The sequence below is a fragment of the Novosphingobium sp. B1 genome (genome assembly GCF_900176395.1).
Lineage (GTDB): Bacteria > Pseudomonadota > Alphaproteobacteria > Sphingomonadales > Sphingomonadaceae > Novosphingobium.
This window is the reverse complement of sequence record NZ_FWXL01000005.1, coordinates 337,230-357,082: the sequence shown is the minus strand read 5'-3', so window position 1 is coordinate 357,082 and position 19,853 is coordinate 337,230. Positions and strand designations below refer to the sequence as shown.

Annotated in this window: 24 protein-coding genes; 12 read left to right on the top strand and 12 right to left on the bottom strand. The window is 64.7% G+C overall.

From position 1 onward, the window contains the following. The first annotated feature begins 7 nt into the window (after nucleotides 1-7). From B9A23_RS11715 to B9A23_RS11685, 7 genes are all read left to right on the top strand, one after another. A complete protein-coding gene (locus B9A23_RS11715; RefSeq protein WP_084279196.1) occupies nucleotides 8-1,465 on the top strand; it encodes a leucyl aminopeptidase in 1,458 nt (485 codons plus the stop codon). 136 nt (nucleotides 1,466-1,601) lie between these two features. Further along, nucleotides 1,602-1,757, top strand: coding sequence for a DUF2256 domain-containing protein (locus tag B9A23_RS11710; RefSeq protein ID WP_084279195.1), 156 nt, complete (start codon nucleotides 1,602-1,604; stop codon nucleotides 1,755-1,757). Next, entirely contained in the window at nucleotides 1,757-2,188 is a 432-nt protein-coding gene (locus tag B9A23_RS11705; protein ID WP_084279193.1) for a DNA polymerase III subunit chi, read from the top strand. The genes B9A23_RS11710 and B9A23_RS11705 overlap by 1 nt, the downstream gene beginning before the upstream one ends. Further along, entirely contained in the window at nucleotides 2,185-2,448 is a 264-nt protein-coding gene (locus tag B9A23_RS11700; RefSeq protein ID WP_084279192.1) for a hypothetical protein, read from the top strand. Before B9A23_RS11705 ends, B9A23_RS11700 begins: the two co-directional genes overlap by 4 nt. 78 nt (nucleotides 2,449-2,526) lie before the next feature. Continuing rightward, nucleotides 2,527-2,949 (top strand): nucleoside-diphosphate kinase, encoded by a 423-nt coding sequence (gene ndk, locus B9A23_RS11695; RefSeq protein ID WP_084279190.1) that lies wholly within the window; start codon nucleotides 2,527-2,529, stop codon nucleotides 2,947-2,949. 229 nt (nucleotides 2,950-3,178) lie between these two features. Further along, nucleotides 3,179-5,488 (top strand): TonB-dependent receptor, encoded by a 2,310-nt coding sequence (locus B9A23_RS11690; RefSeq protein WP_084279189.1) that lies wholly within the window; start codon nucleotides 3,179-3,181, stop codon nucleotides 5,486-5,488. Between the two features lie 86 nt (nucleotides 5,489-5,574). Next, the gene (locus B9A23_RS11685; RefSeq protein ID WP_084279187.1) at nucleotides 5,575-5,820 is read left to right on the top strand and encodes a hypothetical protein; all 246 of its coding nucleotides are present in this window, start codon (nucleotides 5,575-5,577) and stop codon (nucleotides 5,818-5,820) included. Here the strand turns inward: B9A23_RS11685 and B9A23_RS11680 are convergent. From B9A23_RS11680 to purM, 3 genes are read right to left on the bottom strand one after another with little or no spacing between them, the layout of a single operon-like run. Further along, the gene (locus B9A23_RS11680; RefSeq protein WP_084279186.1) at nucleotides 5,817-6,959 is read right to left on the bottom strand and encodes an MFS transporter; all 1,143 of its coding nucleotides are present in this window, start codon (nucleotides 6,957-6,959) and stop codon (nucleotides 5,817-5,819) included. The genes B9A23_RS11685 and B9A23_RS11680 overlap by 4 nt on opposite strands. Nucleotides 6,960-6,967: 8 nt before the next feature. Next, nucleotides 6,968-7,909 (bottom strand): phosphoribosylglycinamide formyltransferase, encoded by a 942-nt coding sequence (purN, locus tag B9A23_RS11675; protein WP_084279185.1) that lies wholly within the window; start codon nucleotides 7,907-7,909, stop codon nucleotides 6,968-6,970. Further along, complete coding sequence (gene purM / locus B9A23_RS11670) at nucleotides 7,902-9,008, bottom strand: phosphoribosylformylglycinamidine cyclo-ligase (protein WP_084279184.1); 1,107 nt, start codon at nucleotides 9,006-9,008, stop codon at nucleotides 7,902-7,904. The genes purN and purM overlap by 8 nt, the downstream gene beginning before the upstream one ends. 133 nt (nucleotides 9,009-9,141) lie before the next feature. Between purM and B9A23_RS11665 the strand changes: the two genes are divergently transcribed. Genes B9A23_RS11665 through B9A23_RS11650 form a run of 4 tightly spaced genes read left to right on the top strand, consistent with a single transcriptional unit; the run spans nucleotide 9,142 to nucleotide 12,196 of the window. Beyond that, the gene (locus B9A23_RS11665) at nucleotides 9,142-10,413 is read left to right on the top strand and encodes a hypothetical protein (protein WP_084279255.1); all 1,272 of its coding nucleotides are present in this window, start codon (nucleotides 9,142-9,144) and stop codon (nucleotides 10,411-10,413) included. A gap of 48 nt (nucleotides 10,414-10,461) precedes the next feature. Further along, nucleotides 10,462-11,076, top strand: coding sequence for an HdaA/DnaA family protein (locus B9A23_RS11660; protein WP_084279182.1), 615 nt, complete (start codon nucleotides 10,462-10,464; stop codon nucleotides 11,074-11,076). 26 nt (nucleotides 11,077-11,102) lie between these two features. Then, a complete protein-coding gene (epsC, locus tag B9A23_RS11655) occupies nucleotides 11,103-11,828 on the top strand; it encodes a serine O-acetyltransferase EpsC (RefSeq protein WP_084279180.1) in 726 nt (241 codons plus the stop codon). A 32-nt stretch (nucleotides 11,829-11,860) separates the two neighbouring features. Then, complete coding sequence (locus tag B9A23_RS11650) at nucleotides 11,861-12,196, top strand: DUF2794 domain-containing protein (protein ID WP_254895085.1); 336 nt, start codon at nucleotides 11,861-11,863, stop codon at nucleotides 12,194-12,196. Here B9A23_RS11650 and B9A23_RS11645 read toward each other — a convergent pair. From B9A23_RS11645 to pyrE, 9 genes are read right to left on the bottom strand one after another with little or no spacing between them, the layout of a single operon-like run. Next, complete coding sequence (locus B9A23_RS11645) at nucleotides 12,193-12,558, bottom strand: PaaI family thioesterase (protein ID WP_084279252.1); 366 nt, start codon at nucleotides 12,556-12,558, stop codon at nucleotides 12,193-12,195. The genes B9A23_RS11650 and B9A23_RS11645 overlap by 4 nt on opposite strands. Before the next feature lie 38 nt (nucleotides 12,559-12,596). Beyond that, complete coding sequence (locus B9A23_RS11640; protein WP_084279250.1) at nucleotides 12,597-13,112, bottom strand: PaaI family thioesterase; 516 nt, start codon at nucleotides 13,110-13,112, stop codon at nucleotides 12,597-12,599. 52 nt (nucleotides 13,113-13,164) lie between these two features. Next, nucleotides 13,165-13,659, bottom strand: a complete 495-nt coding sequence (gene ruvX, locus B9A23_RS11635; RefSeq protein WP_139797434.1) for a Holliday junction resolvase RuvX — start codon at nucleotides 13,657-13,659, stop codon at nucleotides 13,165-13,167. Continuing rightward, nucleotides 13,632-14,768 carry a DUF3089 domain-containing protein gene (locus B9A23_RS11630; RefSeq protein ID WP_084279179.1) on the bottom strand — a complete coding sequence of 379 codons (1,137 nt, stop codon included), beginning with the start codon at nucleotides 14,766-14,768 and terminating at the stop codon, nucleotides 13,632-13,634. The genes ruvX and B9A23_RS11630 overlap by 28 nt, the downstream gene beginning before the upstream one ends. Before the next feature lie 13 nt (nucleotides 14,769-14,781). Then, nucleotides 14,782-15,843, bottom strand: a complete 1,062-nt coding sequence (locus B9A23_RS11625; protein ID WP_084279178.1) for an AI-2E family transporter — start codon at nucleotides 15,841-15,843, stop codon at nucleotides 14,782-14,784. 3 nt (nucleotides 15,844-15,846) lie between these two features. Then, nucleotides 15,847-16,734 carry a signal peptidase I gene (gene lepB / locus B9A23_RS11620; protein ID WP_254895084.1) on the bottom strand — a complete coding sequence of 296 codons (888 nt, stop codon included), beginning with the start codon at nucleotides 16,732-16,734 and terminating at the stop codon, nucleotides 15,847-15,849. 17 nt (nucleotides 16,735-16,751) lie between these two features. After that, a complete protein-coding gene (gene acpS, locus B9A23_RS11615) occupies nucleotides 16,752-17,171 on the bottom strand; it encodes a holo-ACP synthase (RefSeq protein ID WP_084279175.1) in 420 nt (139 codons plus the stop codon). A 10-nt stretch (nucleotides 17,172-17,181) separates the two neighbouring features. Then, on the bottom strand, nucleotides 17,182-17,922 hold the full coding sequence (locus B9A23_RS11610; protein WP_084279173.1) for a pyridoxine 5'-phosphate synthase: 741 nt from the start codon (nucleotides 17,920-17,922) through the stop codon (nucleotides 17,182-17,184). Next, the gene (gene pyrE, locus B9A23_RS11605) at nucleotides 17,922-18,506 is read right to left on the bottom strand and encodes an orotate phosphoribosyltransferase (RefSeq protein ID WP_084279172.1); all 585 of its coding nucleotides are present in this window, start codon (nucleotides 18,504-18,506) and stop codon (nucleotides 17,922-17,924) included. The genes B9A23_RS11610 and pyrE overlap by 1 nt, the downstream gene beginning before the upstream one ends. A gap of 295 nt (nucleotides 18,507-18,801) precedes the next feature. Here pyrE and coxB point away from each other — a divergent pair, with 295 nt between their 5' ends. Beyond that, a complete protein-coding gene (coxB, locus tag B9A23_RS11600; protein WP_254895081.1) occupies nucleotides 18,802-19,836 on the top strand; it encodes a cytochrome c oxidase subunit II in 1,035 nt (344 codons plus the stop codon). The last annotated feature ends 17 nt before the right edge of the window (nucleotides 19,837-19,853 follow it).

The following is a 19,853-nucleotide window of genomic DNA, read 5'->3' as shown; positions in this document are numbered from 1 at the left end:
GTTCCCGATGAAGGTCGTTTTCCGTACCAGCGATGCCCCGCTTCCCCGCCTCGTCGCGCGCCTGGTCGCGCAGGACGCCCTGCCGTCCGACCTCGATGGTGTCGCGCGCGAGGGCGCGGCGGCTGCGCGCTTTGCCGGCAAGGTCGGACAGGTCTTCGAAGCGTTCGTCGGAACGGACAGCGGCGTGCGCCGGCTGGCGCTGGCCGGCACGGGCAGAGCCGATGCCGCTGATCGCTCTGCCAATCTCGAAAAGGCGGGCGCTGCGCTTACGGCAAAGTTTCTGACCTCGGGCGAGGGATCGCTGGCGATCGACTTCAGCGCATCGGGCCTGTCCGGTGCCGAGGCCGCCGCCGTGCTGTTCGGGGCGCGCCTTCGGGCGTGGCGCCACGATGTCTATCGCACCAAGCTGGCTGACGAACAGAAGCCGTCGCTTGTCGAAATCGTTGCGGTCAACGCGCCCGAAGGCACCGCAGCGACCTGGGAAATCGAATCGGCGCTGGCCGAAGGCATCGAGTTCACCCGTGAACTTGTCGCTGAACCTGCAAACATCATCTATCCTGAAAGCTTCGTCGAACGCGCGAAGGCGCGCCTTGAAGGCTCCGGAGTCGAGATCCTCGTGCTTGGTCTCAAGGAAATGACCGATCTGGGCATGGGCGCGCTGCTGGGCGTGGCGCAGGGTTCGGTGCGTGAGCCCAAGCTGCTGGCGATGCGCTGGAAGGGCGCAGAGGCTGACAAGCCGACGGCCTTCGTCGGCAAGGGCGTGACCTTCGATACTGGCGGCATCTCGATCAAGCCTGCCGCTGGCATGGAAGACATGAAGTGGGACATGGGCGGCGCTGGCGCGGTGGCCGGCACCATGCTCGCTCTCGCCAAGCGCAGGGCCAAGGCCGATGTCATCGGCGTCTGCGGTCTCGTCGAGAACATGCCTGATGGCAATGCCCAGCGCCCCGGTGACGTGGTCACCTCGATGTCCGGCCAGACTGTGGAAGTGATCAACACCGACGCTGAAGGCCGTCTCGTGCTGTGCGACGCGCTGACCTGGGTGCAGAAGGAATACGGCCCCAAGACCATCGTCGATCTCGCCACGCTGACCGGTGCAATGATAATCTCGCTCGGCCATGAATATGGCGGTCTGTTCGCCAATGACGACGACCTTGCCGCAAAGCTCGATGCAGCCGGCAAGGCGACCGGCGACAAGCTGTGGCGTTTCCCGCTGGGCCCATCCTACGACAAGCTGATCGACAGCCCGATCGCCGACATGAAGAACGTCGGCCCGCGTTATGGTGGCTCGATCACCGCAGCGCAGTTCCTGCAGCGCTATATCGACAAGGGCGTGGCCTGGGCGCACCTCGACATCGCCGGCATGGTCTGGGCGGACAAGCCCGGCCAGACCTGGGACAAGGGCGCGACGGGCTTCGGTGTGCGCGTGCTTGATCGGTATGTCCGCGACGTGCTGGAGGCCTGAGGCTTGAGGTACCGGCCCACTCCCCTGGGCCGGTCACCTGACAGGTAGGTTATGGGTGGCCGGGCCGGGGGGAGCGGGCCGGTACCGAAGCACAATTCGCGGACGCGGATTGTGCATCCCGAAGGGATCGACAACAATGCCCAAGATGCGGCGCAAGTCTGATCTTCCCTCGAAGATTTGCGCCGCTTGCGGTCTCCCGTTCACATGGCGCAAGAAGTGGGAGCGGGACTGGGACAACGTGAAGTTCTGTTCCGACCGCTGCCGTAGCGGCAAGAACAAGGTGGCCGGCTGATGCGCGTCGATTTCTATCAGCTGACTAGTGATCCTGCCGAGCAGGTCCTGCCGCTGATCGCGCGCAATACCCTTGGCGCGGGTGAGCGGCTGCTGGTCGTGTCGGATGATGAGGCGCAGCTCCGCCGCGTCAGCGAGGCGCTCTGGACGCGCCTGCCCGAAACGTTCCTCGCCAACGGGCGGGCCGGGACAGCACACGACGACCGTCAGCCAATTCTCCTCTCGGACGCGCCCGAACCGGCCAACGGCGCGCGGTATCTCGCACTTGCCGACGGTATATGGCGCGAGGGCGAGTTTGAGCGTGTCTTCCTTCTCTTCCCGCCCGCCCGCATCGACGATGCACGGGGCTGCTGGCGCATGCTGGGTTCACGCGAGGGCGTCGAGCGCCGCTACTGGCGGCAAGAGGGAGGGAAGTGGAAGGAAGGGCCATGAACCCAGCGCCGGGACTTGGCTTCACACCTGATCAGATCGATCGCGTGATCTTCTTCAAACGCGATGAGATTACAGCAGATCTCATCTGCTGCGAGGTTAGCGTTTCCGGCTCAGTCCACTTTTTTCACGAAGAGTGTGTGCAATGGCGCGCACTCCTGCGCAGCTTTGACGAATTGAAAGCGTTCGATGGGAATTGGTTCGAGAAGGTCGCCAAACCACCCTTTCAGACTTGCGAGACCGTCGCTTTCACACGCCTTTGAGCGCCATCCTTGCACCACAGCACAAAGATCGCTAGGGGCGCGCGCAATCAGAATCCCTACATCGCAAGGAATGCTCCCATGGCGGTTACCCGCACTTTCTCGATCATCAAGCCCGACGCCACCCGTCGCAACCTGACCGGCGCGGTCACCAAGATGCTGGAAGAAGCAGGCCTTCGCGTCGTCGCTTCGAAGCGCATCCACATGTCGCGCGAGCAGGCTGAAGGCTTCTACGCCGTTCACAAGGAACGCCCCTTCTTCAACGATCTGGTCGAGTTCATGATCTCGGGCCCGGTCGTCGTGCAGGTGCTTGAAGGCGAGAACGCCATGCAGCGCAACCGCGACATCATGGGCGCGACCAACCCTGCCAACGCCGAACCCGGCACGATCCGCAAGGAACTGGCTGAGTCGATCGAAGCCAACACGGTCCACGGTTCGGACTCGGACGAGAACACGGCGATCGAAATCGCCTACTTCTTCAAGCCGGAAGAAATCGTCGGCTGATCGGCGAAAGCCATCACGGAAAGGGGGCCGGTGCAGCAGTGCGCCGGCCCTTTTTCGTGGGGTGGGATACGCACTTTCTGCCAATGTTGCGCAGATGCAACGCATCGTTGCAAAACACATGTTATCGCACATAACCATAATTGTAAGCACCGCATACAAGGCGTAATCATCTTCCTGTTCCAACACGAGAACGCTGAGGCCGCTCCGGTCTCTTCAGGGAGGATACCTGATGTTTACAACCCGCGCTTCGGCGCGCCTGCTCGCGCGCACCAGTCTGTTTGCCGCTGCGACCTTCGCCCTTTCGCAACCCGTTCTGGCGCAGGACGCTGCACAGGACGCGGCTTCTGCCGAGGGTGGCACCGAAATCATCGTGACCGCGCAGAAGCGTGCGCAGTCGCTCTCGGACGTCTCGCTTTCGGTGGCCGCTGTCGGCACCGAACAGCTTGCCGCCAACAACACCGTCAATCTCGAAGGCCTGCAGGCGCTGGTTCCCTCGATCAGCTTCGGCAACGACTTCAACTTCGCCAAGCTGTTCATTCGCGGCATCGGCCTGTCGAGCTCGCTGCCCGGCGTCGATCCTTCGGTCGCACTCCACGTCGATGGCGTGGTCGTCAGCCTGGCCCAGGCGCAGCTTGGCTCGATGTTCGATCTTGAGCGCGTCGAAGTGCTGCGCGGGCCGCAGGGCACCCTCTATGGTCGCAACGCCACGGGCGGCGCCGTCAACCTGATCACCGCCAAGCCGACCGACACGCTCGACGGTTATGTCCGCCAGACCTTTGGCGGCGATGCCTTCCTGGTGCAGACCGATGCCGCCATCGGTGGCCCGATCGCCGAGGGCGTGCGCGCCCGCGTGGCGGTCCAGCGCATCAAGCGCGACGGCTTCGGCATCAACGAGTTCACCGGCAACCAGATCGACAATGCCAACCAGTGGTCGGTACGCGGTCACCTGCAGTTCCTGCCGACCGACAAGCTCTCGATCCTTCTGACCGGCGAGCTCCACACCGAGGACGATCGTTCGCTCGCCGTGAAGTTCCGCGAGGTCTCGTTCCCCGGCACGACCGTGCCGAGCCTGACCGCGCTCGGTCAGCGCACGAATGCCGATGGCAGTGCGGCCTCGTTCGCCAAGAACGTGCGCAACCTGAACACCAACTACGATCCGATCAATGATCGCAAGCAGTATGCCTTCACCGGCATCATGGACTATGCGGCATCGGACACGATCTCGCTCAAGTCGCTGACCAGCTACCGCAACTTCCGCGCGATCTTCTTCCACGATTTCGACATGTCGTCCTACGCCGGCTATCCGCTGGCGCAGACCAATGCCGTGCGCACCAGCGCCAACCACTGGCAGCCTGTGTTCGAGAACCAGTTCAGCCAGGAACTGCAGCTCAACGTCGATACCGACAGGCTGCACGCGGTCTTCGCCGGTTTCTACCTGCAGGATCACATCCGCGTCGAAAACCACATCGGCTTCGATGTGCTGCGCAACACCGATCCGTTCCGCGTCCAGTTCGACGGCAAGCTCGATGTCGAGACCTGGGCCGTGTTCGGCAACGTGACCTACGACCTGACCGAGCAGTTCTCGGTCAAGGCCGGCGGTCGCTACTCGTGGGAAAAGCGCAAGCTCAAGAACAACAGCGGTATCGGCACTGCCGCGACCGGCTTCAACCTTGATCCGCTGCAGTGGGATACCGCGAAGACCTGGGACGATTTCTCGCCGTCGCTCGGCCTCGAGTTCCGCCCGAACGACGACGTGATGGCCTATTTCAACTGGTCGCGCGGCTTCAAGTCGGGCACGGCCGAGATCGGCTCGCGTCGCTCGGCAACGGCTGTCACGCCGTTCGTGAACCCGGAAAAGGTCGAAGCCTTCGAAGGCGGCATCAAGTACAGTGCTGGTGCGCTGCAGACGAACCTTGCGGTGTTCTACCAGAAGCTCAAGAACGGCCAGTTCCAGCGGACCTTCCCGATCCCGGCCGCGCCGTTTTTCGCCAGCGCGCTTGAAAATGCTGCGGAATCGCGGGCCTATGGCGCAGAATTCGAACTGCGCTGGCGCCCGTTCGATGGCCTCGCCATCGATGCCTCGGCTGCCTACCTGAACTCGAAGTTCACCAAGTTCTTCTCGAAGAACCCGCTCAACGCAGCACTGTTCGGCCCCGGTGGCGCGGCCCTGCCAGACGAGGACCTGTCGGGCAACGCAACCCGCATGAGCCCGAAGTGGACGCTGAACTTCAACCCGACCTACACGACCAACCTTGCCAGCGGCGCCAGCGTCATGTTCGGTACGAACGTGTCCTACCGTTCGAAGCAGTATCACACCGAGTTCAACGATGATCGCATGGCCGCCGATGGCTACGTGATGGTCGATGCCAACGTGAAGTACCGCCATTCGGACGACCGTTCGTCGATCAACCTGTTCGTTCGCAACCTGACCAACGAACTGGTCTGGGCGGGCAGCTATGCGGTTGCGACCAGCCGCACCATCGGTGGCACGCTGATGCCGCCGCGGACCTACGGCGTGACCTTCGGCTACGAATTCTGAGCCGGAACACGCGACCAAATGACAAAGGCCGCCGGTTCCTCCCGGCGGCCTTTTCGTCTAGCCTGAGCGGCACAGGAGATTGACCGATGCAGGGTATGGGCGGGGGCGATTGTCCCTTCGAGTTCAATTTCGATGCCAGCGCGTTCAAGGTTGGCGACACGGTCAGCTATCGCATCGTCGGCAACCCGATGTTCGAGGATATGCCCTTTGCGGGCGAACTGCTCGAGGTGCATGACGATCATGTCGTGATCGCGGGCGATCCCAATGACAGCGCCGTCCGCTATCGTGGCACGCGTGAAAGCAGGCCACAGGTACAGGCCAGTGAAATCTAGGCCGCGAGCGCCTTCTCGCCGCGATACCATTGCGTCAGGCCCCACCCGATGCCGGCCATTGCAAGCAGACCCAGCAGGATTGGCGCGGTGTAGCCAAATCCCGTTGCCAGCAGGGTCGCGGCCACCAGCGCCGCAGTCGAGCAGCCCAGGTCCCATCCGCCTTCCGTCGCCATGTTGAACCGCAGCGTGCATTGCGAGCGCTGGGCCATGGCATAGAGCGGCGAGAGCATGGCGGTGGCCAGCATCGGCGCGGCCAGCGCGCCGAGCGCCGTGGCAACGAGCGCGGGCAGGGGAGAAGCCCAAGCCAGCGCCTTGACCACCAGAACGGCCGCGCCAAGCCCGTAGGCCAGCGCCAGCGAATGCGTTCCACGCCCGCCATCGATCAAACGGCCGATGATCAGGCTGCCGGCCGCGGCGCCAAGGCCCGCAAGCGCAAGAGCGCCGCCGAAGCTTTCGAAGTTCTGGCCCAAGGTCACGAAAAGCGCCAGGTTCCAGACCACGACCGAACAGCCAGCCTGAAGGCCTTCGGCAAAATAGATCCGCCGTCCGGCACCGACGATCTCAGGGGCCGCGCGGCTTTCGCGCGGGATCGCCGGGTTGGGTGCGTTGAGCAGTGGCAGGCCTGCCAGAAGCTGCATGGCCGCGATCACCGCAAAGCCGATCACCGGTCCCGCCCCGGACAGCAGGAAACCGCCAGCCACCGGCGCCACGATGCCGACGGCGGCGGTGGTCGCCTGCTGGATCGACACCTGCCGTCCCAGCGCCGCGTTGTCGCCGGCGGCCGAGACGTAGGCGTGATATCCCGTCCAGTAGAGCACGCTGCCAAGGCCGGAGACGAGGATATAGGCCACCAGCAACAGTCCTGTGCCTTCGACAAATGGCAGCATCAGGAAGGAGGCGGCGCGAACGGCGCAGCCCAGCAGCAGGACAGTGCGCAACCCATGCGCGTGCGCAATGGGCAGCACCGCGGCACGCAAGGCGAATCGCGAGAGCAGCACCAGGGCAAAGCTCGCCAGTGCAAGTGCCGGGCTGAGGCCCTGCTTGACCAGGAAGCCAACTACGAACAGCCCGCCGCTTGCTTCAACAAACGATTGCAGGCCGGTGTGTGCATAGATGCGACGGATGGCCGTGAGTTGCATGGTGCCCTTCAGAACTCCAGCATGGCAGCGAGCCGCTTGGGCGCGACTGCGGCCCAGCTGCGGCGAAGCCAGTCGGCGGCATGCTCCCAGTCGACATCGGGGCGGTTCAGGATCAGGCCGGCCCAGCCGCTCGCACCGTAGTAGGCCGGCCGGAACCAGGTGTCCTCGTCCTGCTCGATCAGCGCGGCGAGTTCGTCCTGCCCACTGGTCTTCACCAGCAGCGCAATATGCGGCGTGCCGTGGTGCTGGTCGTTGAAATAGGCGAAGTATTTGCCGCCGACGCGCCAGCCGGGAGCGCCGTGGCTTTCTCGCTCCTCAACATCGGGAAGGGCGGCAGCGAGGGCGCGCACCTTCTCGAGCAGCCATTCCGCGCTGCTTTCGCGCGCGACGTAGCTGGCGAGGGTACGAGAATAGAGCTGGTGCTCGGCGAACAGGACCCGCGCTGCAAGACTGTCGCCACTATCGCCGGGGATGATCGCGACGGGCGTCTGGCCGAGAATCGGACCATCGTCGAGCTCGGCAGTCACCAGATGCACGGTGCAACCACCGTGGCTGTCGCCCGCCTCGATCGCGCGATCGTGGGTGTGCAGGCCCTTGTATTTGGGGAGCAGCGAAGGATGGATATTGAGCATCCGGCCTTCCCAGCGCCCAACAAACTCCGGGCTGAGAATGCGCATGTAGCCTGCCAGCGCGATATAGCGCGCACCGGCCCGGACCACCTCGGCTTCCATCAGCGCGTCGTGTTCGGGCCGGGGAATGCCCTTGTGCGGCAGGCAGAATGTCGCCACGCCTTCGGCCTCGGCCAGCTTCAGGCCCGAGGCCTCGGGATTGTTCGAGAGGACGAGAACGATTTCATAAGGGCAGTCCGCCGCACGGCTCGCATAGAGCAGCGCGGCCATGTTGGTGCCGCTGCCCGATATGAAGACGGCGACGGGAACCCGGTCAGCCAATGTGGGTGGCTTCCCATGCCTCGCGCGCGGACCACGTCTCGGCGCTGCCGGTAACGGTGCAACCCTTCTCGCCAGCGACGATCGTGCCGACGCGATAGACCGACTCGCCGGCTGCGGCGAGATCGGCGGCGAGCGAATCGGCCTGCGCCGGGTCCACCGCCAGGATCATGCCGATGCCGCAATTGAAGGTCCGCGCCATCTCTTCCGGCTCGATATTGCCCTGCGCCTGAAGGAAAGCCATCAGGCGGCTCTGTTCCCAGCTATCGGCATCGATGCGCGCATGCAGCCCCTGCGGCAGCACGCGCGGCACGTTCTCGAGCAGGCCACCGCCGGTGATGTGCGCCAGCGCGTTGATCCGGCCGGAGCGGATGAACGGCAACAGGGTCTTCACATAGATGCGGGTCGGCTCAATCAGGTAGTCGATCAGCAGGCGCTCGTTGTCGAACAGGGCAGGGCGGTCCAGCTTCCAGCCCTTGTCGGCAGCAAGGCGGCGAACCAGCGAATAGCCGTTGGAGTGTACGCCCGACGAGGCCAGGCCAAGCAGCACGTTGCCCTCGGCCACGCGGTCACCGGTAAGCTGTTCGCCCCGTTCTACTGCGCCCACGCAGAAGCCCGCCAGATCGTAGTCACCATCGGCGTACATGCCGGGCATCTCGGCGGTTTCGCCGCCGATCAGCGCGCAACCGGCCAGCTTGCAGCCATCGGCAATGCCCGCGACCACGCGTTCGGCCACTCCGTTGTCGAGGCGGCCCGTTGCGAAGTAGTCGAGGAAGAAGAGCGGCTCGGCGCCTTGCACGATCAGGTCGTTCACGCACATGGCGACAAGGTCGATGCCGATCTTGTCATGGCGGTCATGATCGATCGCCAGCTTGACCTTGGTGCCAACACCGTCGTTTCCGGCCACCAGCAGCGGGTCCTTGTAGCCTGCTGCCTTGAGGTCGAAAAAGCCGCCGAATCCGCCAAGCTCGGCGTCCGCACCGGGGCGGGCGGTCGCCTTCGCCATGGGGCCAATGGCCTTCACCAGCGCATTGCCAGCGGCGATGTTCACGCCGGCCTTGGCGTAGCTGTAGCTCTCGGGCTTTTCCTGCTTGTCGCTCATGGGAGGCGCGCCTAGCGCTTTCCCGCTTGGATTTCCACTTTCGTTTCGGCAAAAGCGGCGCTTGCCGTTGCGGAATTCGAATTCCGGGCAACATGAAGGCCGCAAACGCGGTCGCACAAGGTTCGGAGTTCCTTTGGTCGCCCTTTCCCTGCCTTTCCAGAATGCGAAGAACCGCAAGGCGATACTGCTCGGTCTTGCCCTTGTTTCCGGGCTTGGCGATGCTGCGCTGGTTGCCCAGATCGAAGGCGATCGCGGTATTCCCCCGATTGCCAGCAACGGCGATTACGAGGTGCGCGGGATCGAGGTGAACGTCAGCGGCGACAATGCCGAGGATGCGCGCACGAAGGGCTGGCGCGAGGCGCAGCGCAAGGCCTGGGCCAAGCTGTGGGAATCGAACGGCACCGGCGGCAGCGTGCCGGGACTCGACGATGCCACCATCGAATCGATGGTGGCTGCCGTCGTGGTCGAGCGCGAGCAGATCGGGCCACGCCGCTACATCGCGACGGTCGGCGTGATATTCGACCGCGCGCGCACAGGCGAGCGGCTGGGCATGGGAGGGGCCAAGGCCCGTTCGGCACCGTTGCTCGTGGTCCCGGTGCTATACCAGGGCGGCGTTGCCACAGTATTCGAAACGCGCAACCCCTGGCAGAAGGCGTGGGCCGAGTATCGCACCGGCGCCAGCGCGATCGACTACGTCCGGCCGGCAGGGTCCGGCTCGGACTCGCTGCTGCTCACTGCCGGCCAACTCGATCGGCGCAGCCGCAACTGGTGGCGCCTGATTCTCGACGAATTCGGCGCGGCGGACGTGATCATGCCGATTGCCCGGCTCGAACGGGACTATCCCGGCGGCCCGGTGCGCGGAACGTTCAGCGCCCGCTACGGCCCGGACAACCGCTTCCTCGGCAGCTTCGAGCTGACGGCCAAAAGCGAGGCAGACCTGCCCAGGATGCTCGAGGACGCCATCGGCCGAATCGACGCGATCTATACGCAGGCGCTGGTCGCCGGCACCTTGCGCCCCGATCCCACGCTCAACATCGCCCCGCAGATCGACCCGGCGCTGATCGAACAGACGCTGGCCAAGGCGACCCCGGTCGCGCAGTCGAACCCGGGCATTGTGCCCGGAGCGGAACCGAGCGCTGCAGCCAGCGCTCCGGCGGCAGCCGCGGTTTCCTCGACATTCACTGTCCAGTTCCCGACTGCCGATGCCGCTGCGGTTGACGCTGGCATGGCTGCGGTGCGCAGTGTCGCAGGGGTCAAGAGCGCCGCTTCGACTTCCATCGCGCTTGGCGGCACGTCGGTCATGCGCGTAACTTACGCCGGCGAGATCGAGGCCCTGGCGGCGGCCCTGCGCGCGCAGGGCTGGCGCGTCACCGTGGGGGCGGGCGCGCTTTCGATTCGCAAGTAGGCGAATCAGGCGTAATCCCGGCCGCATCCTGAGCGTATAGGCGTCAGCATGTCGTCACAGATCGCCCTCCCGCTGGTCACGGCGCGTGGTGCCGAAACGGTCATCACCGGTCCGGCGCTCGATCCTGTTATCGCGGCGCTGCAGAATGCGGCGGACTGGCCGTTCCGGACCGCGATCCTCACCGGGCCGCCGCGCTCTGGCAAGAGCCTGCTGGCGCGCTGGTTTGTCGAAAGCGGGGCAGGGGAAGTGATCGACGGCGCCGATTCGCTGCCAGAGAACGACGTCTTTCATGTCTGGAACCGGGCTCAAGCCGATGGCCGCCCGTTGCTGCTCGTGAGCGACCGCCCGCGCGGCGAATGGAAGATCATGCTGCCGGACCTGGCTTCGCGTCTGGGGGCGGCACTGCTTGTCGAAATCGGCGCGCCTGATGACGACCTGGTTGCGGGCTTGCTGATGGAACATGCGCTGCGCCGGGGCATTGTGCTGGGCGAGGCCGTACTTGCCTATCTGCTGCCAAGGGTGGAGCGCTCGTATGCCGAAATCGAGTTGCTGATTGAAACTCTTGACCGTCTGTCCCTTGAGCGTAAATCACCCGTCACCATATCCCTCGCACGCGACGCGCTGGCGGAGCGGACAGGGGAATTCCAGCCGCGCTTGCTTTAGGCGCTTGAAAGAGAGAGAATCGGGGCATGTTCAACGGCCTGATCGCCTATCTGGACTCGATCCGCTCGCGCGATCCCGCGCCGCGGTCGCGCTGGGAGATTCTCCTCTACCCCGGGCTTTGGGCCGTTGGCTTCCACCGCGTGGCGCACTGGCTGTTCAAGGCCGACCTGTTTTTCCTCGCTCGTCTGGTCAACCATTTCTCGCGCTTCCTGACGGCGATCGACATCCACCCTGGCGCCAGAATCGGGAAGCACCTGTTCATCGACCACGGCTTCACCGTCATCGGCGAGACGGCAGAGATCGGTGACAATGTCACGATCTACCAGTGCGTGACGCTTGGCGGCACCAACCCGGCCAATGGCATCCCCGGAAAGCGCCACCCCACTCTTTCAGATAACGCGATCATCGGTTCGGGAGCCCAGATCCTGGGTCCGATCACCATCGGGCCGCGTGCGCGCGTCGGTGCCAATGCGGTGGTTACCGACGATGTGCCCGAAGGCGCGACGATGATCGGGCTCAAGGCTCGTTCGACGCTGGTTCCCGCAGAAACCTGGCTCAAGGAATTCATACCCTACGGCACGCCATGCAAGGAACCGTGCGAACCCAATGGCGGGACAAGGGTCGACGAGCTCGAGGCCGAGGTCGCAGCGCTCAAGGCTCAGGTCTCGGCACTGATCGCCGCGCAGCCGGGCGGTGACGGATCGACGCCAGCGCCGACGCCGACGACGGTCGGTCGCAGGACCCGCAGCTGAGCGTGACCGGACCTGATGCCGGCCCGCCCGGCGTGGTCGTGCCCTTTCCGAACGCGCGTGCTGTTCAGCAGGTGGGCTTCGATCGGCTCGAAATACTCAAGATTCTCGATCTCTATGGCCGCATGGTCGCCGCGGGCTTCTGGCGTGATTACGCGATGGACTTCGGCAAGGACGCCGCCGTCTTCGCCGCGTTCAAGCGCACGGCCGAACGACCCAGCGCCCGCATCGAGAAACGCCCGTCGCTGCGCGGCAAGCAGGGCATGTGGGCGCTGTTCGGCGAAGCGGGACAAGTCCTCAAGCGCGGTCACGACCTTGCCGGCGTGCTTTCACCGATCGAGCGCAAGCTGTTGAAGATAGTTGAAGACTAAGCCTTCCGGGGCTTGATCAGGAAGTTCATCCAGCAGCTTGCCAGAGGCTTGTCGCGGTCAGCCTGCCATGCCTCGGCACGGACGTTGGCAATGCGGCGACCAGCACGCACGACCTGTCCGCGCGCGAACGTCTCGACCGTAACTCCGCCGCGCAGATACTCGACCGAGATGTTCACTGGCTTGATTCGCACGTTCGCGCCCTTTTCGCCCAGTTCGGCGTGGAGCGCCATGATCGCGGCGATCTCGAGCATTCCCGCAATGGCGCCGCCGTGAAGATAGCCGGGGCGCCCCATCGCGCGGTCGCTGAAATCCATGGTGAGCAACGGCGCGCCATCGAGCATGCCGTTCATGCGGATGCCCATTGCGCGCGCATAGGGCGGCAAGCGGTCTGCAAGGTCGTTCACGCCTCGGCCTCCCGGCTGCGCGCCCAGCCATCCGCTTCGACCTGAATGAAGATGCCGGCTGCATGGGCCACCGGATCCGCAATGTCGCCATCGTGGGCGATGCCCCGGACGAAGGCCATCGACTTCTTGAGCTGATAGCACTCGGCCCAGGCGACGATGGTCTTGCCGGACGTCGCTGCCCTTACATAGTCGACCCGCAGGTCCAGCGTCACTTGCGGGCGAAATCCGCCGCGCAGCGCCCACACCGACATCGAGGTCGCATTGTCCAGCAAGCTGATGATCGGCCCGGAGGCGAGCACGCCGGTATCGGGGTCGCCCACAAGATCTTCCCGCCATGGCAGGGCAAGCTCCACCCAGTTGTCGCCGTGGGACTGGTACTGCATGCCGATGAAGCCGGTATGCCCATGGCTCATCATGAACTTGCCGAATCGCGCTGGATCGAAGTCCATGCCCGCTGGAATGGCGGGGCGTCCCCCCTGATTGTCTGTCGGGCGTTCGGGCATTGAATCCATCGTCGGTTCCTGCCGCAGCACTGCCGGCATTTCAAGAAGTTCAAGTGATCGCTTAAAAGGCGCTTCCGGCCAGCGCGTCTATTGCACCCTGCAGAATCAGAGCGGCGGCATGCGAATCGATGCGTTCGGCGCGTTTGGCACGGCTGAAATCCTGCTCGATCATGGCGCGCTCTGCCGCCTGTGTCGTCCAGCGCTCGTCCCATAGCAGGATGGGAAGGTCGAGATCCTCGAGGTTGCGCGCAATTGCCCTTGCGCCCTGCGAACGCGGGCTTTCCGATCCGTCCATGTTCAGCGGCAGCCCGATGACCAGACCCTTGACGCTCCGCTCCTCGATCAGCGCACGCAATTTCGCCTTGTCGGCCATGAACTTGCCGCGCTGCAAGGTCTTGCCTGCCGTGGCGAAGCGCCAGTCCGCATCGCACAGCGCAATGCCAATGGTCTTCGTGCCGGTATCGAGGCCCATCAGCACGCCGCCTGACTCCGGCAAGGCATCGCGCATCAAGAGCGCCGATTGCGTGATCACCTTGCCCTCGCAGTGCGGCTCCATGCCGCCGTGCGCGTGGCGAGGTCCTCGCGCAGGTTCATCCAGAACAGGGGGATGTCGTAAACGTGGTAGTTGTTGCCCGGCAGCACGAACGGCCCGAGATCCGGCGGATCGCCGATCATCAGCAATCCCGTGCTCGCATCGCAGCGCGCAGGCACGGCCTTCAGCACCAGTTCGCCCGACTCGAGATCTTCTGCCGGCTTGAGCGTGCCGAGATTGGCAGATGCCGGGGCGCTGCCGCCAACCTTGCCCGTAAGCGGATTGGTGCACAGGACGGGCTTGCTGTCGCGCGCACGCCCATCAAGGGCTGGCCGCGCGCGATAGGCCTCGAGCACCATGGCGGGATCTGCGGGCTCGGCAAAGCTCGACCAGTTCATGATGCAGCCCACCTGATCGGGGGCGGTGCATGCGGGCAGTCCCATCAGCGGAAGATCGTGCTCCACCGAGATCGGCCAGCCGATCGGATAGGCGCCGACGATGCGCTTGGCGAGCGGTGTCCCCGCGACCCGGTCCTTCAGCAGGTGGATGAGGTGCAGCGCGCCCTGGCTATGACCGGCCAGCACGATCGGCGTGTCGGCGGGCAACGATGCGAGGAACGTGTCGAAGGCCTGCCGCACGTCGAGATAGGCCGTATCCAGCGCGCGCTGGCCTTCGGGCTTGGCGGTCAGGAAGGCGCCGAAAGCCGCCTGCCGATAGCGTGGTGCCCAGACTTGCGCCTGTCCGTTGAAGGCAGAAGCCATGCCACGCACGAAGAACACAGCGCGCCGGCTCGAATCCGGGTCGTCGATCGGCCCGTTCCAGTTCTCGCGGGCAAGATAGCTCGTTGGGTGGATGAAGAATACTGCTGCGCGCCGCGACTCGGGCGAACCTGCATCCTTCTGCAATCCCGGCGGCACCCACTGTGCGGGATCGCCGCTGCCCAGCCCGGGCTTGGCTATCCACATCGCGTTGCCGGCATAGGTCTCTGCGGGAAGCGGATCGAGCGCCGCGAAGTCCACGCGCGGCACGAAGGCAAAGCGCGTCAGCTCGCCCGACCAGATGCGCAACGCAAACAGCGCAGCGATGACCAGGACCGCCAGAAGGGCGACGAGATAGAGGAACTTGCGGGCCATTGTTCGTGCTCTCTCAACCCTCGCTGCGGTTTGCGTCGTTGCGCTCTGCCTGGCGTTCGAGCGCGATCTTGATCATGGCGATGATCGGGTCGGCCAGCATGAGGCCAAGGATGCCGAACAGCAGCCCGAACATCAGCTGCGCGCCCAATACCAGCGCTGGCGCAAGATCGACGGTGCGCTTGGCGACCATCGGTACGATGATATTGCCGTCCACCGTCTGCACCACGAGATAGACCGCGATGCAGAACAGGCCCATGTCGGTGCCACCCGAAAAGCCGACCATGATCATCAGCAGGCCCGATATCGGCGCGCCGATGTTGGGCAGAAACGCCAGCAGGCCGGTGAGCAGGCCGAGCAGCGCCGCCATCGGCACGCCCCACCACGCCAGCAGTGCCCAGGTGGCAATGCCCTCTACCGTCATGCCCAGCATGCGCCCGGCCAGCAGCAGGCGCAGCGCCTTGCCCATGCGCTGAGCGGTGCCTTCCCAATGCTCGCGGCTTTCCACCGGCAGCATCCAGGCAAAGCCGCGGCGATAGAGATCCGGCTCGAGCACGAAGTAGATCGACAGGATGAAGATCAGGAAAGCGGTGGTGAAACCGCCAAAGATGCCGCCCAGCGCGCGCGTGACCTGCCCGACACTGCCGAGAACCTGCCCAGCGATCTGCTGCAGGTTCACGTCCCGCATCGTGATGCCCAGCCGCTGTGCCAGCTGCGACAGGTTGTTCAATTGCGTCTGGATCACGTCGGGCAACTGCGAGGCCTGCGCGGCGATCTGGCCGCCGGCGAAGATCACCACCCAGATCAGGAACGCAAAAGTGAAAAGCAGCAGCAGCGCGATGCGGATGCCGCGCGGCATCCATGGCGCTACCCTGGCGATAAGTCGCTGCCCACCGTCGATCAGCGCTGCAAAGACTATGCCGCCAATGATGACCATGATCGGCTGGGCAAGCAGCACAACCAGCGCAAACAACCCTGCCATGCCAAGCCACACCGCGGCCTTCTTGGCCTCCCGGCGGATCAGCCCGTCGGTGATGTCGGTCGGGCCGGTGCTGGCAGGGGCGGCTTGTTCGTCCATGACTTACTTCCCCGCCAGCGCGCTGTCCTGAGGAGGGCGGCGCAATTCGGGACGCAGCTTCGTCCAGGCGCGGTTCTTGCGCAAGGCGGACCACCAGCTTGCCGGGTTCCAGCTTTCGCTGCCATCGAGCGAGAAGGTCACGAACTCGGCCCGTCCGCCGATGTTGGCGAGTGGAACCGGTCCGCCAAGGCCGCGCTCTTCCACCGGCGCGCGGCTGTCGGCCGAATGGTCGCGGTTGTCGCCCATCAGGAAAACGTGGCCCGCCGGGACCCTGGTCTCGGGATAGTTGTCGAGCACCTGGTCGGTGTGGTCGATGATCACGTAGCTGGCGCCATTGGGCAGCGTCTCGCGAAACGCCGGTAGCTCATAGACCTCGCGACCGTCGGCAAGCCGCGTGCGGTATCGCTCGAACATGTCGTAGCACGGCGCGCCGTCGCACGAGAGTTGAGGGTCGGCTGGGATCTGGACGGGCGGCTCGACCTGCTGCGGGACGAGCTTGCCGTTGAGGATGATCTGGCCGTGGACCACCGCGATTCGGTCGCCGGGCAGCGCGACCACGCGCTTGATGTAATCCTCGTCCCGGTCGGGCGGCACCGCGATCACGATATCGCCGTATTCCGGCGTTCTGGCCAATACGCGATCCCTGCCGCGCGGCAGGACATGGAACGAAGCGGACACCCAGGACCAGCCATAGGGATACTTCGACACGATCAGCCGATCGCCAACCAGAAGATTGGGCATCATCGAGATCGAGGGGATATAGAAGGGTTTGGCGATGAGGCTGTGGAACGTGACCACAGCCAGCAGCATCAGAAACAGCCCGCGTATTTCCGACCACCAGTCGACGCCACCCGGAGGCGGCGGGGGAGGCGTCAGCGGTTTTGCTGCGATATCAGGTATTTCTTCGGTCAAGTTGCAGGCTTCTCTGCGATCGCCCGGGCTTCGATGACCACAAAGGCCTGTGCCCAGGGATGATCGTCGGTCAAGGTCAGATGTACGACGGCGTCATGGCCTTCCGGCGTGATCGCCGCCAGCCGCGCAGCCGCGCCCCCGGTGAGCGCGAGGGTCGGCGCGCCGGACTTCGCATTCACCACGCCGATGTCCTTCATGAAGACACCCGCCTTGAAGCCCGTGCCGACCGCCTTGGAGAAGGCTTCCTTGGCGGCGAAGCGCTTCGCCAGCGTGCCAGCCATGGTATAGGGCCTGCGCGCCGCCTTGGCCTGCTCGATCTCGGTGAAGACCCGTTTGATGAAGCGCTCGCCGAACCGATCAAGCGAATTCTGGATACGCTCGATGTTGCACAAGTCCGAGCCCATGCCGATGATCACGCGGTCACCCTCATCGCGCTTCGTCCATCAGGTCGCGCATCCGTCGCACCGCAGCTTCCAGCCCCACGAATATCGCCTCGCCGATCAGGTAATGCCCGATGTTCAGTTCGGCGAGCTGCGGGATGGCGGCTACTGGCTGGACGTTCTCGTAGGTAAGGCCGTGTCCGGCGTGCGGTTCGATGCCATTGCGTGCAGCGAGGGCCGCCATGTCGGCGATGCGCCTGAGTTCGATGGCGCGCTGTTCGCCTTCGGCATGGGCATATTCGCCGGTATGCAACTCCACCACTGGCGCTCCCAGGCGCATTGCCGCTTCGATCTGGCGGGCCTCGGGCGCGATGAACAGGCTCACACGGATCCCGGCGTCCGATAGCCGCGCGACGATCGGCGCCAGCCGGTTGTGCTGACCGGCGGCATCGAGACCGCCCTCCGTCGTCCGCTCCTCGCGCCGTTCGGGCACGATGCAGGCTGCGTGCGGCTTGTGCCGCAGCGCGATGGCCAGCATCTCGTCGGTGGCGGCCATTTCGAGGTTGAGCGGCAGGTTCGTTGCGGCCTGAATGCGGGCGAGATCCTCGTCGCGGATGTGCCGACGGTCCTCGCGCAGGTGCGCCGTGATGCCGTCACCGCCGACGCTCGCCACGATCTCGGCCGCGCGCACGGGATCGGGATGATCGCCACCACGCGCGTTGCGTATCGTCGCGACGTGATCGATGTTCACGCCCAGCCGAAGCCGCCCGGGGACGAGCACGCTCATCAGGGCTTGGCCCGGCTGCCCGGCTTGACCGCTTCCGTCGCGGCAAGAGCGGGTGGCAACTCGTCGGGCGCATATGTCGGGAAGTTGAGCGCAACGAGCGGGAAGAAGGGCACGCCCAGATCGACACTGCCTGCCGAACGATCAACCAGCGCCGCTGCAGCGATCACTTCGCCGCCGGCAGCCTCGATGGCCTTGATCGCCTCGCGGCTCGACAGGCCGGTGGTCACCACGTCCTCGACCATCAGCACCTTGTCACCCGGGTTGAGCGCGAAGCCGCGGCGCAGTTCGAAAGTGCCGGTCGGCCTCTCGACGAACATCGCCTCGACTCCCAGTGCGCGACCCATCTCGTGCCCGATGATCACGCCGCCCATCGCGGGCGACACCACCTTCTGGATCTGCTGGCGAATCTCGCGCGGGATCTTCTGTGCGGTCGCCAGCGCGAGGCGTGAGGCGCGCATCGGGTCCATCAGCACGCGCGCGCACTGAAGGTAATGGGCACTGTGCCGGCCTGACGAGAGCAGGAAATGTCCCTCGAGCAGGGCCTGGCTGGCGCGGAATTCGGAAAGGATCTCGTCTTCGAGCATTGATCTGCCTGGAATGCTGCTGCAACGCATCGCAAATGGCCGTTGCCTGCGCGCGGGGCAACCCTTTTCGGACGTTTCGTTACAGAGCGTTGCGGCCTTGCCCGAATGGCCATGGCGAACCCATGAAAAATATGCGCCCAGCCGCTTGAGGCTTGGGACAACCGCGCGTATAGGCCGCTCCAATCGAGGGACTTAGAGGAGGCGCGCAAGCTCCTCCTTGATGCAGCGCAACAAGCGCGCAAACAGGGAAAAAGCGGAAACTTTGACGATGAGTCTTGCCGATACCGCCCGTTCCATGGGCAAAGCCTTCCGGTCTTACGGCCGGACCCTCGGCATCGCCGCCGCGCTGACTTTCGGGACTCAGGCGCTTGCCGCCGCGCCCGCAGCGCCGGTCGATGCCCCGGTCGTGGCTGCAAGTGAGTCGGCCGCGCCTGCTGCCGCTGCTGCGGAAGCCGCTCCGGCCACTGCAACTGTTGCGGACAAGGGTTCCTATACCCCGATGGCACCGACGCCCGGCAAGGGCCAGCCGGTGGACAAGGGCTGGACCTTCCAGGACCAGTATTCGCCGGTTGGCGAGCAGGGCCTGTGGATGCACGACGTGATCCTGATGCCGATCATCGTCGCGATCTCGATCTTCGTGCTGATCCTTCTGGTGGTCGTGGCCGCCCGCTTCAACAAGCGCGCTAACCCGGTCGCTTCGAAGACCAGCCACAACACGCTGATCGAAGTCGTCTGGACGCTGGTTCCCGTGCTGATCCTTGTGGTCATCGCGGTTCCGTCGATCCGCCTTCTGGCCCAGCAGTATGAACCGGCACCCAAGGGTGCGGTCACCGTCAAGGTGACCGGTTACCAGTGGTACTGGGGCTATACCTATCCCGACAACGGCGGCTTCGAGGTCATCTCGAACATGCTGACGGAAGAGGAAGCGCTCAAGAAGGGTGAACCCGGCCACCTCGCGGTCGATAACCGCATGGTTGTCCCCGTGGGTGAACCGATCCGCATCCAGACCATCGGTTCGGACGTGATCCACGCCTTCGCCGTGCCTTCGCTGTGGTTCAAGCTCGACGCTGTGCCGGGCCGCATCAACGAGAAGGTCCTCTTCATCAAGGAGCCGGGCGTCTATTACGGCCAGTGCTCCGAACTGTGCGGCGCTCGCCACGGCTACATGCCGATCGCGGTTGAAGCGCTTCCCCGCGACAAGTTCGAGGCCTGGGTGAAGACCCAGCCCGGCGGCACCGTCGGCCCGGCAGCTCCTGCTGTCGTGACCCCGGCTGCCGCGCCGGCTGCTGCTGCTCCGGAGGCTGCGGCTTCCGAAGCACCCGCCGCCTGACGCGACGTTCATGGACA

Coding starts and splice junctions, on each gene's coding strand:
- B9A23_RS11715 (WP_084279196.1), top strand. CDS start 8: ATGAAGGTCGTTTTCCGTACCAGCGATGCCCCGCTTCCCCGCCTCGTC.
- B9A23_RS11710 (WP_084279195.1), top strand. CDS start 1,602: ATGCCCAAGATGCGGCGCAAGTCTGATCTTCCCTCGAAGATTTGCGCC.
- B9A23_RS11705 (WP_084279193.1), top strand. CDS start 1,757: ATGCGCGTCGATTTCTATCAGCTGACTAGTGATCCTGCCGAGCAGGTC.
- B9A23_RS11700 (WP_084279192.1), top strand. CDS start 2,185: ATGAACCCAGCGCCGGGACTTGGCTTCACACCTGATCAGATCGATCGC.
- ndk (WP_084279190.1), top strand. CDS start 2,527: ATGGCGGTTACCCGCACTTTCTCGATCATCAAGCCCGACGCCACCCGT.
- B9A23_RS11690 (WP_084279189.1), top strand. CDS start 3,179: ATGTTTACAACCCGCGCTTCGGCGCGCCTGCTCGCGCGCACCAGTCTG.
- B9A23_RS11685 (WP_084279187.1), top strand. CDS start 5,575: ATGCAGGGTATGGGCGGGGGCGATTGTCCCTTCGAGTTCAATTTCGAT.
- B9A23_RS11680 (WP_084279186.1), bottom strand. CDS start 6,959: ATGCAACTCACGGCCATCCGTCGCATCTATGCACACACCGGCCTGCAA.
- purM (WP_084279184.1), bottom strand. CDS start 9,008: ATGAGCGACAAGCAGGAAAAGCCCGAGAGCTACAGCTACGCCAAGGCC.
- B9A23_RS11660 (WP_084279182.1), top strand. CDS start 10,462: ATGTCGTCACAGATCGCCCTCCCGCTGGTCACGGCGCGTGGTGCCGAA.
- epsC (WP_084279180.1), top strand. CDS start 11,103: ATGTTCAACGGCCTGATCGCCTATCTGGACTCGATCCGCTCGCGCGAT.
- B9A23_RS11645 (WP_084279252.1), bottom strand. CDS start 12,558: ATGGGCATCCGCATGAACGGCATGCTCGATGGCGCGCCGTTGCTCACC.
- B9A23_RS11640 (WP_084279250.1), bottom strand. CDS start 13,112: ATGGATTCAATGCCCGAACGCCCGACAGACAATCAGGGGGGACGCCCC.
- ruvX (WP_139797434.1), bottom strand. CDS start 13,659: ATGGAGCCGCACTGCGAGGGCAAGGTGATCACGCAATCGGCGCTCTTG.
- B9A23_RS11630 (WP_084279179.1), bottom strand. CDS start 14,768: ATGGCCCGCAAGTTCCTCTATCTCGTCGCCCTTCTGGCGGTCCTGGTC.
- B9A23_RS11625 (WP_084279178.1), bottom strand. CDS start 15,843: ATGGACGAACAAGCCGCCCCTGCCAGCACCGGCCCGACCGACATCACC.
- B9A23_RS11610 (WP_084279173.1), bottom strand. CDS start 17,922: ATGAGCGTGCTCGTCCCCGGGCGGCTTCGGCTGGGCGTGAACATCGAT.
- pyrE (WP_084279172.1), bottom strand. CDS start 18,506: ATGCTCGAAGACGAGATCCTTTCCGAATTCCGCGCCAGCCAGGCCCTG.
- coxB (WP_254895081.1), top strand. CDS start 18,802: ATGGGCAAAGCCTTCCGGTCTTACGGCCGGACCCTCGGCATCGCCGCC.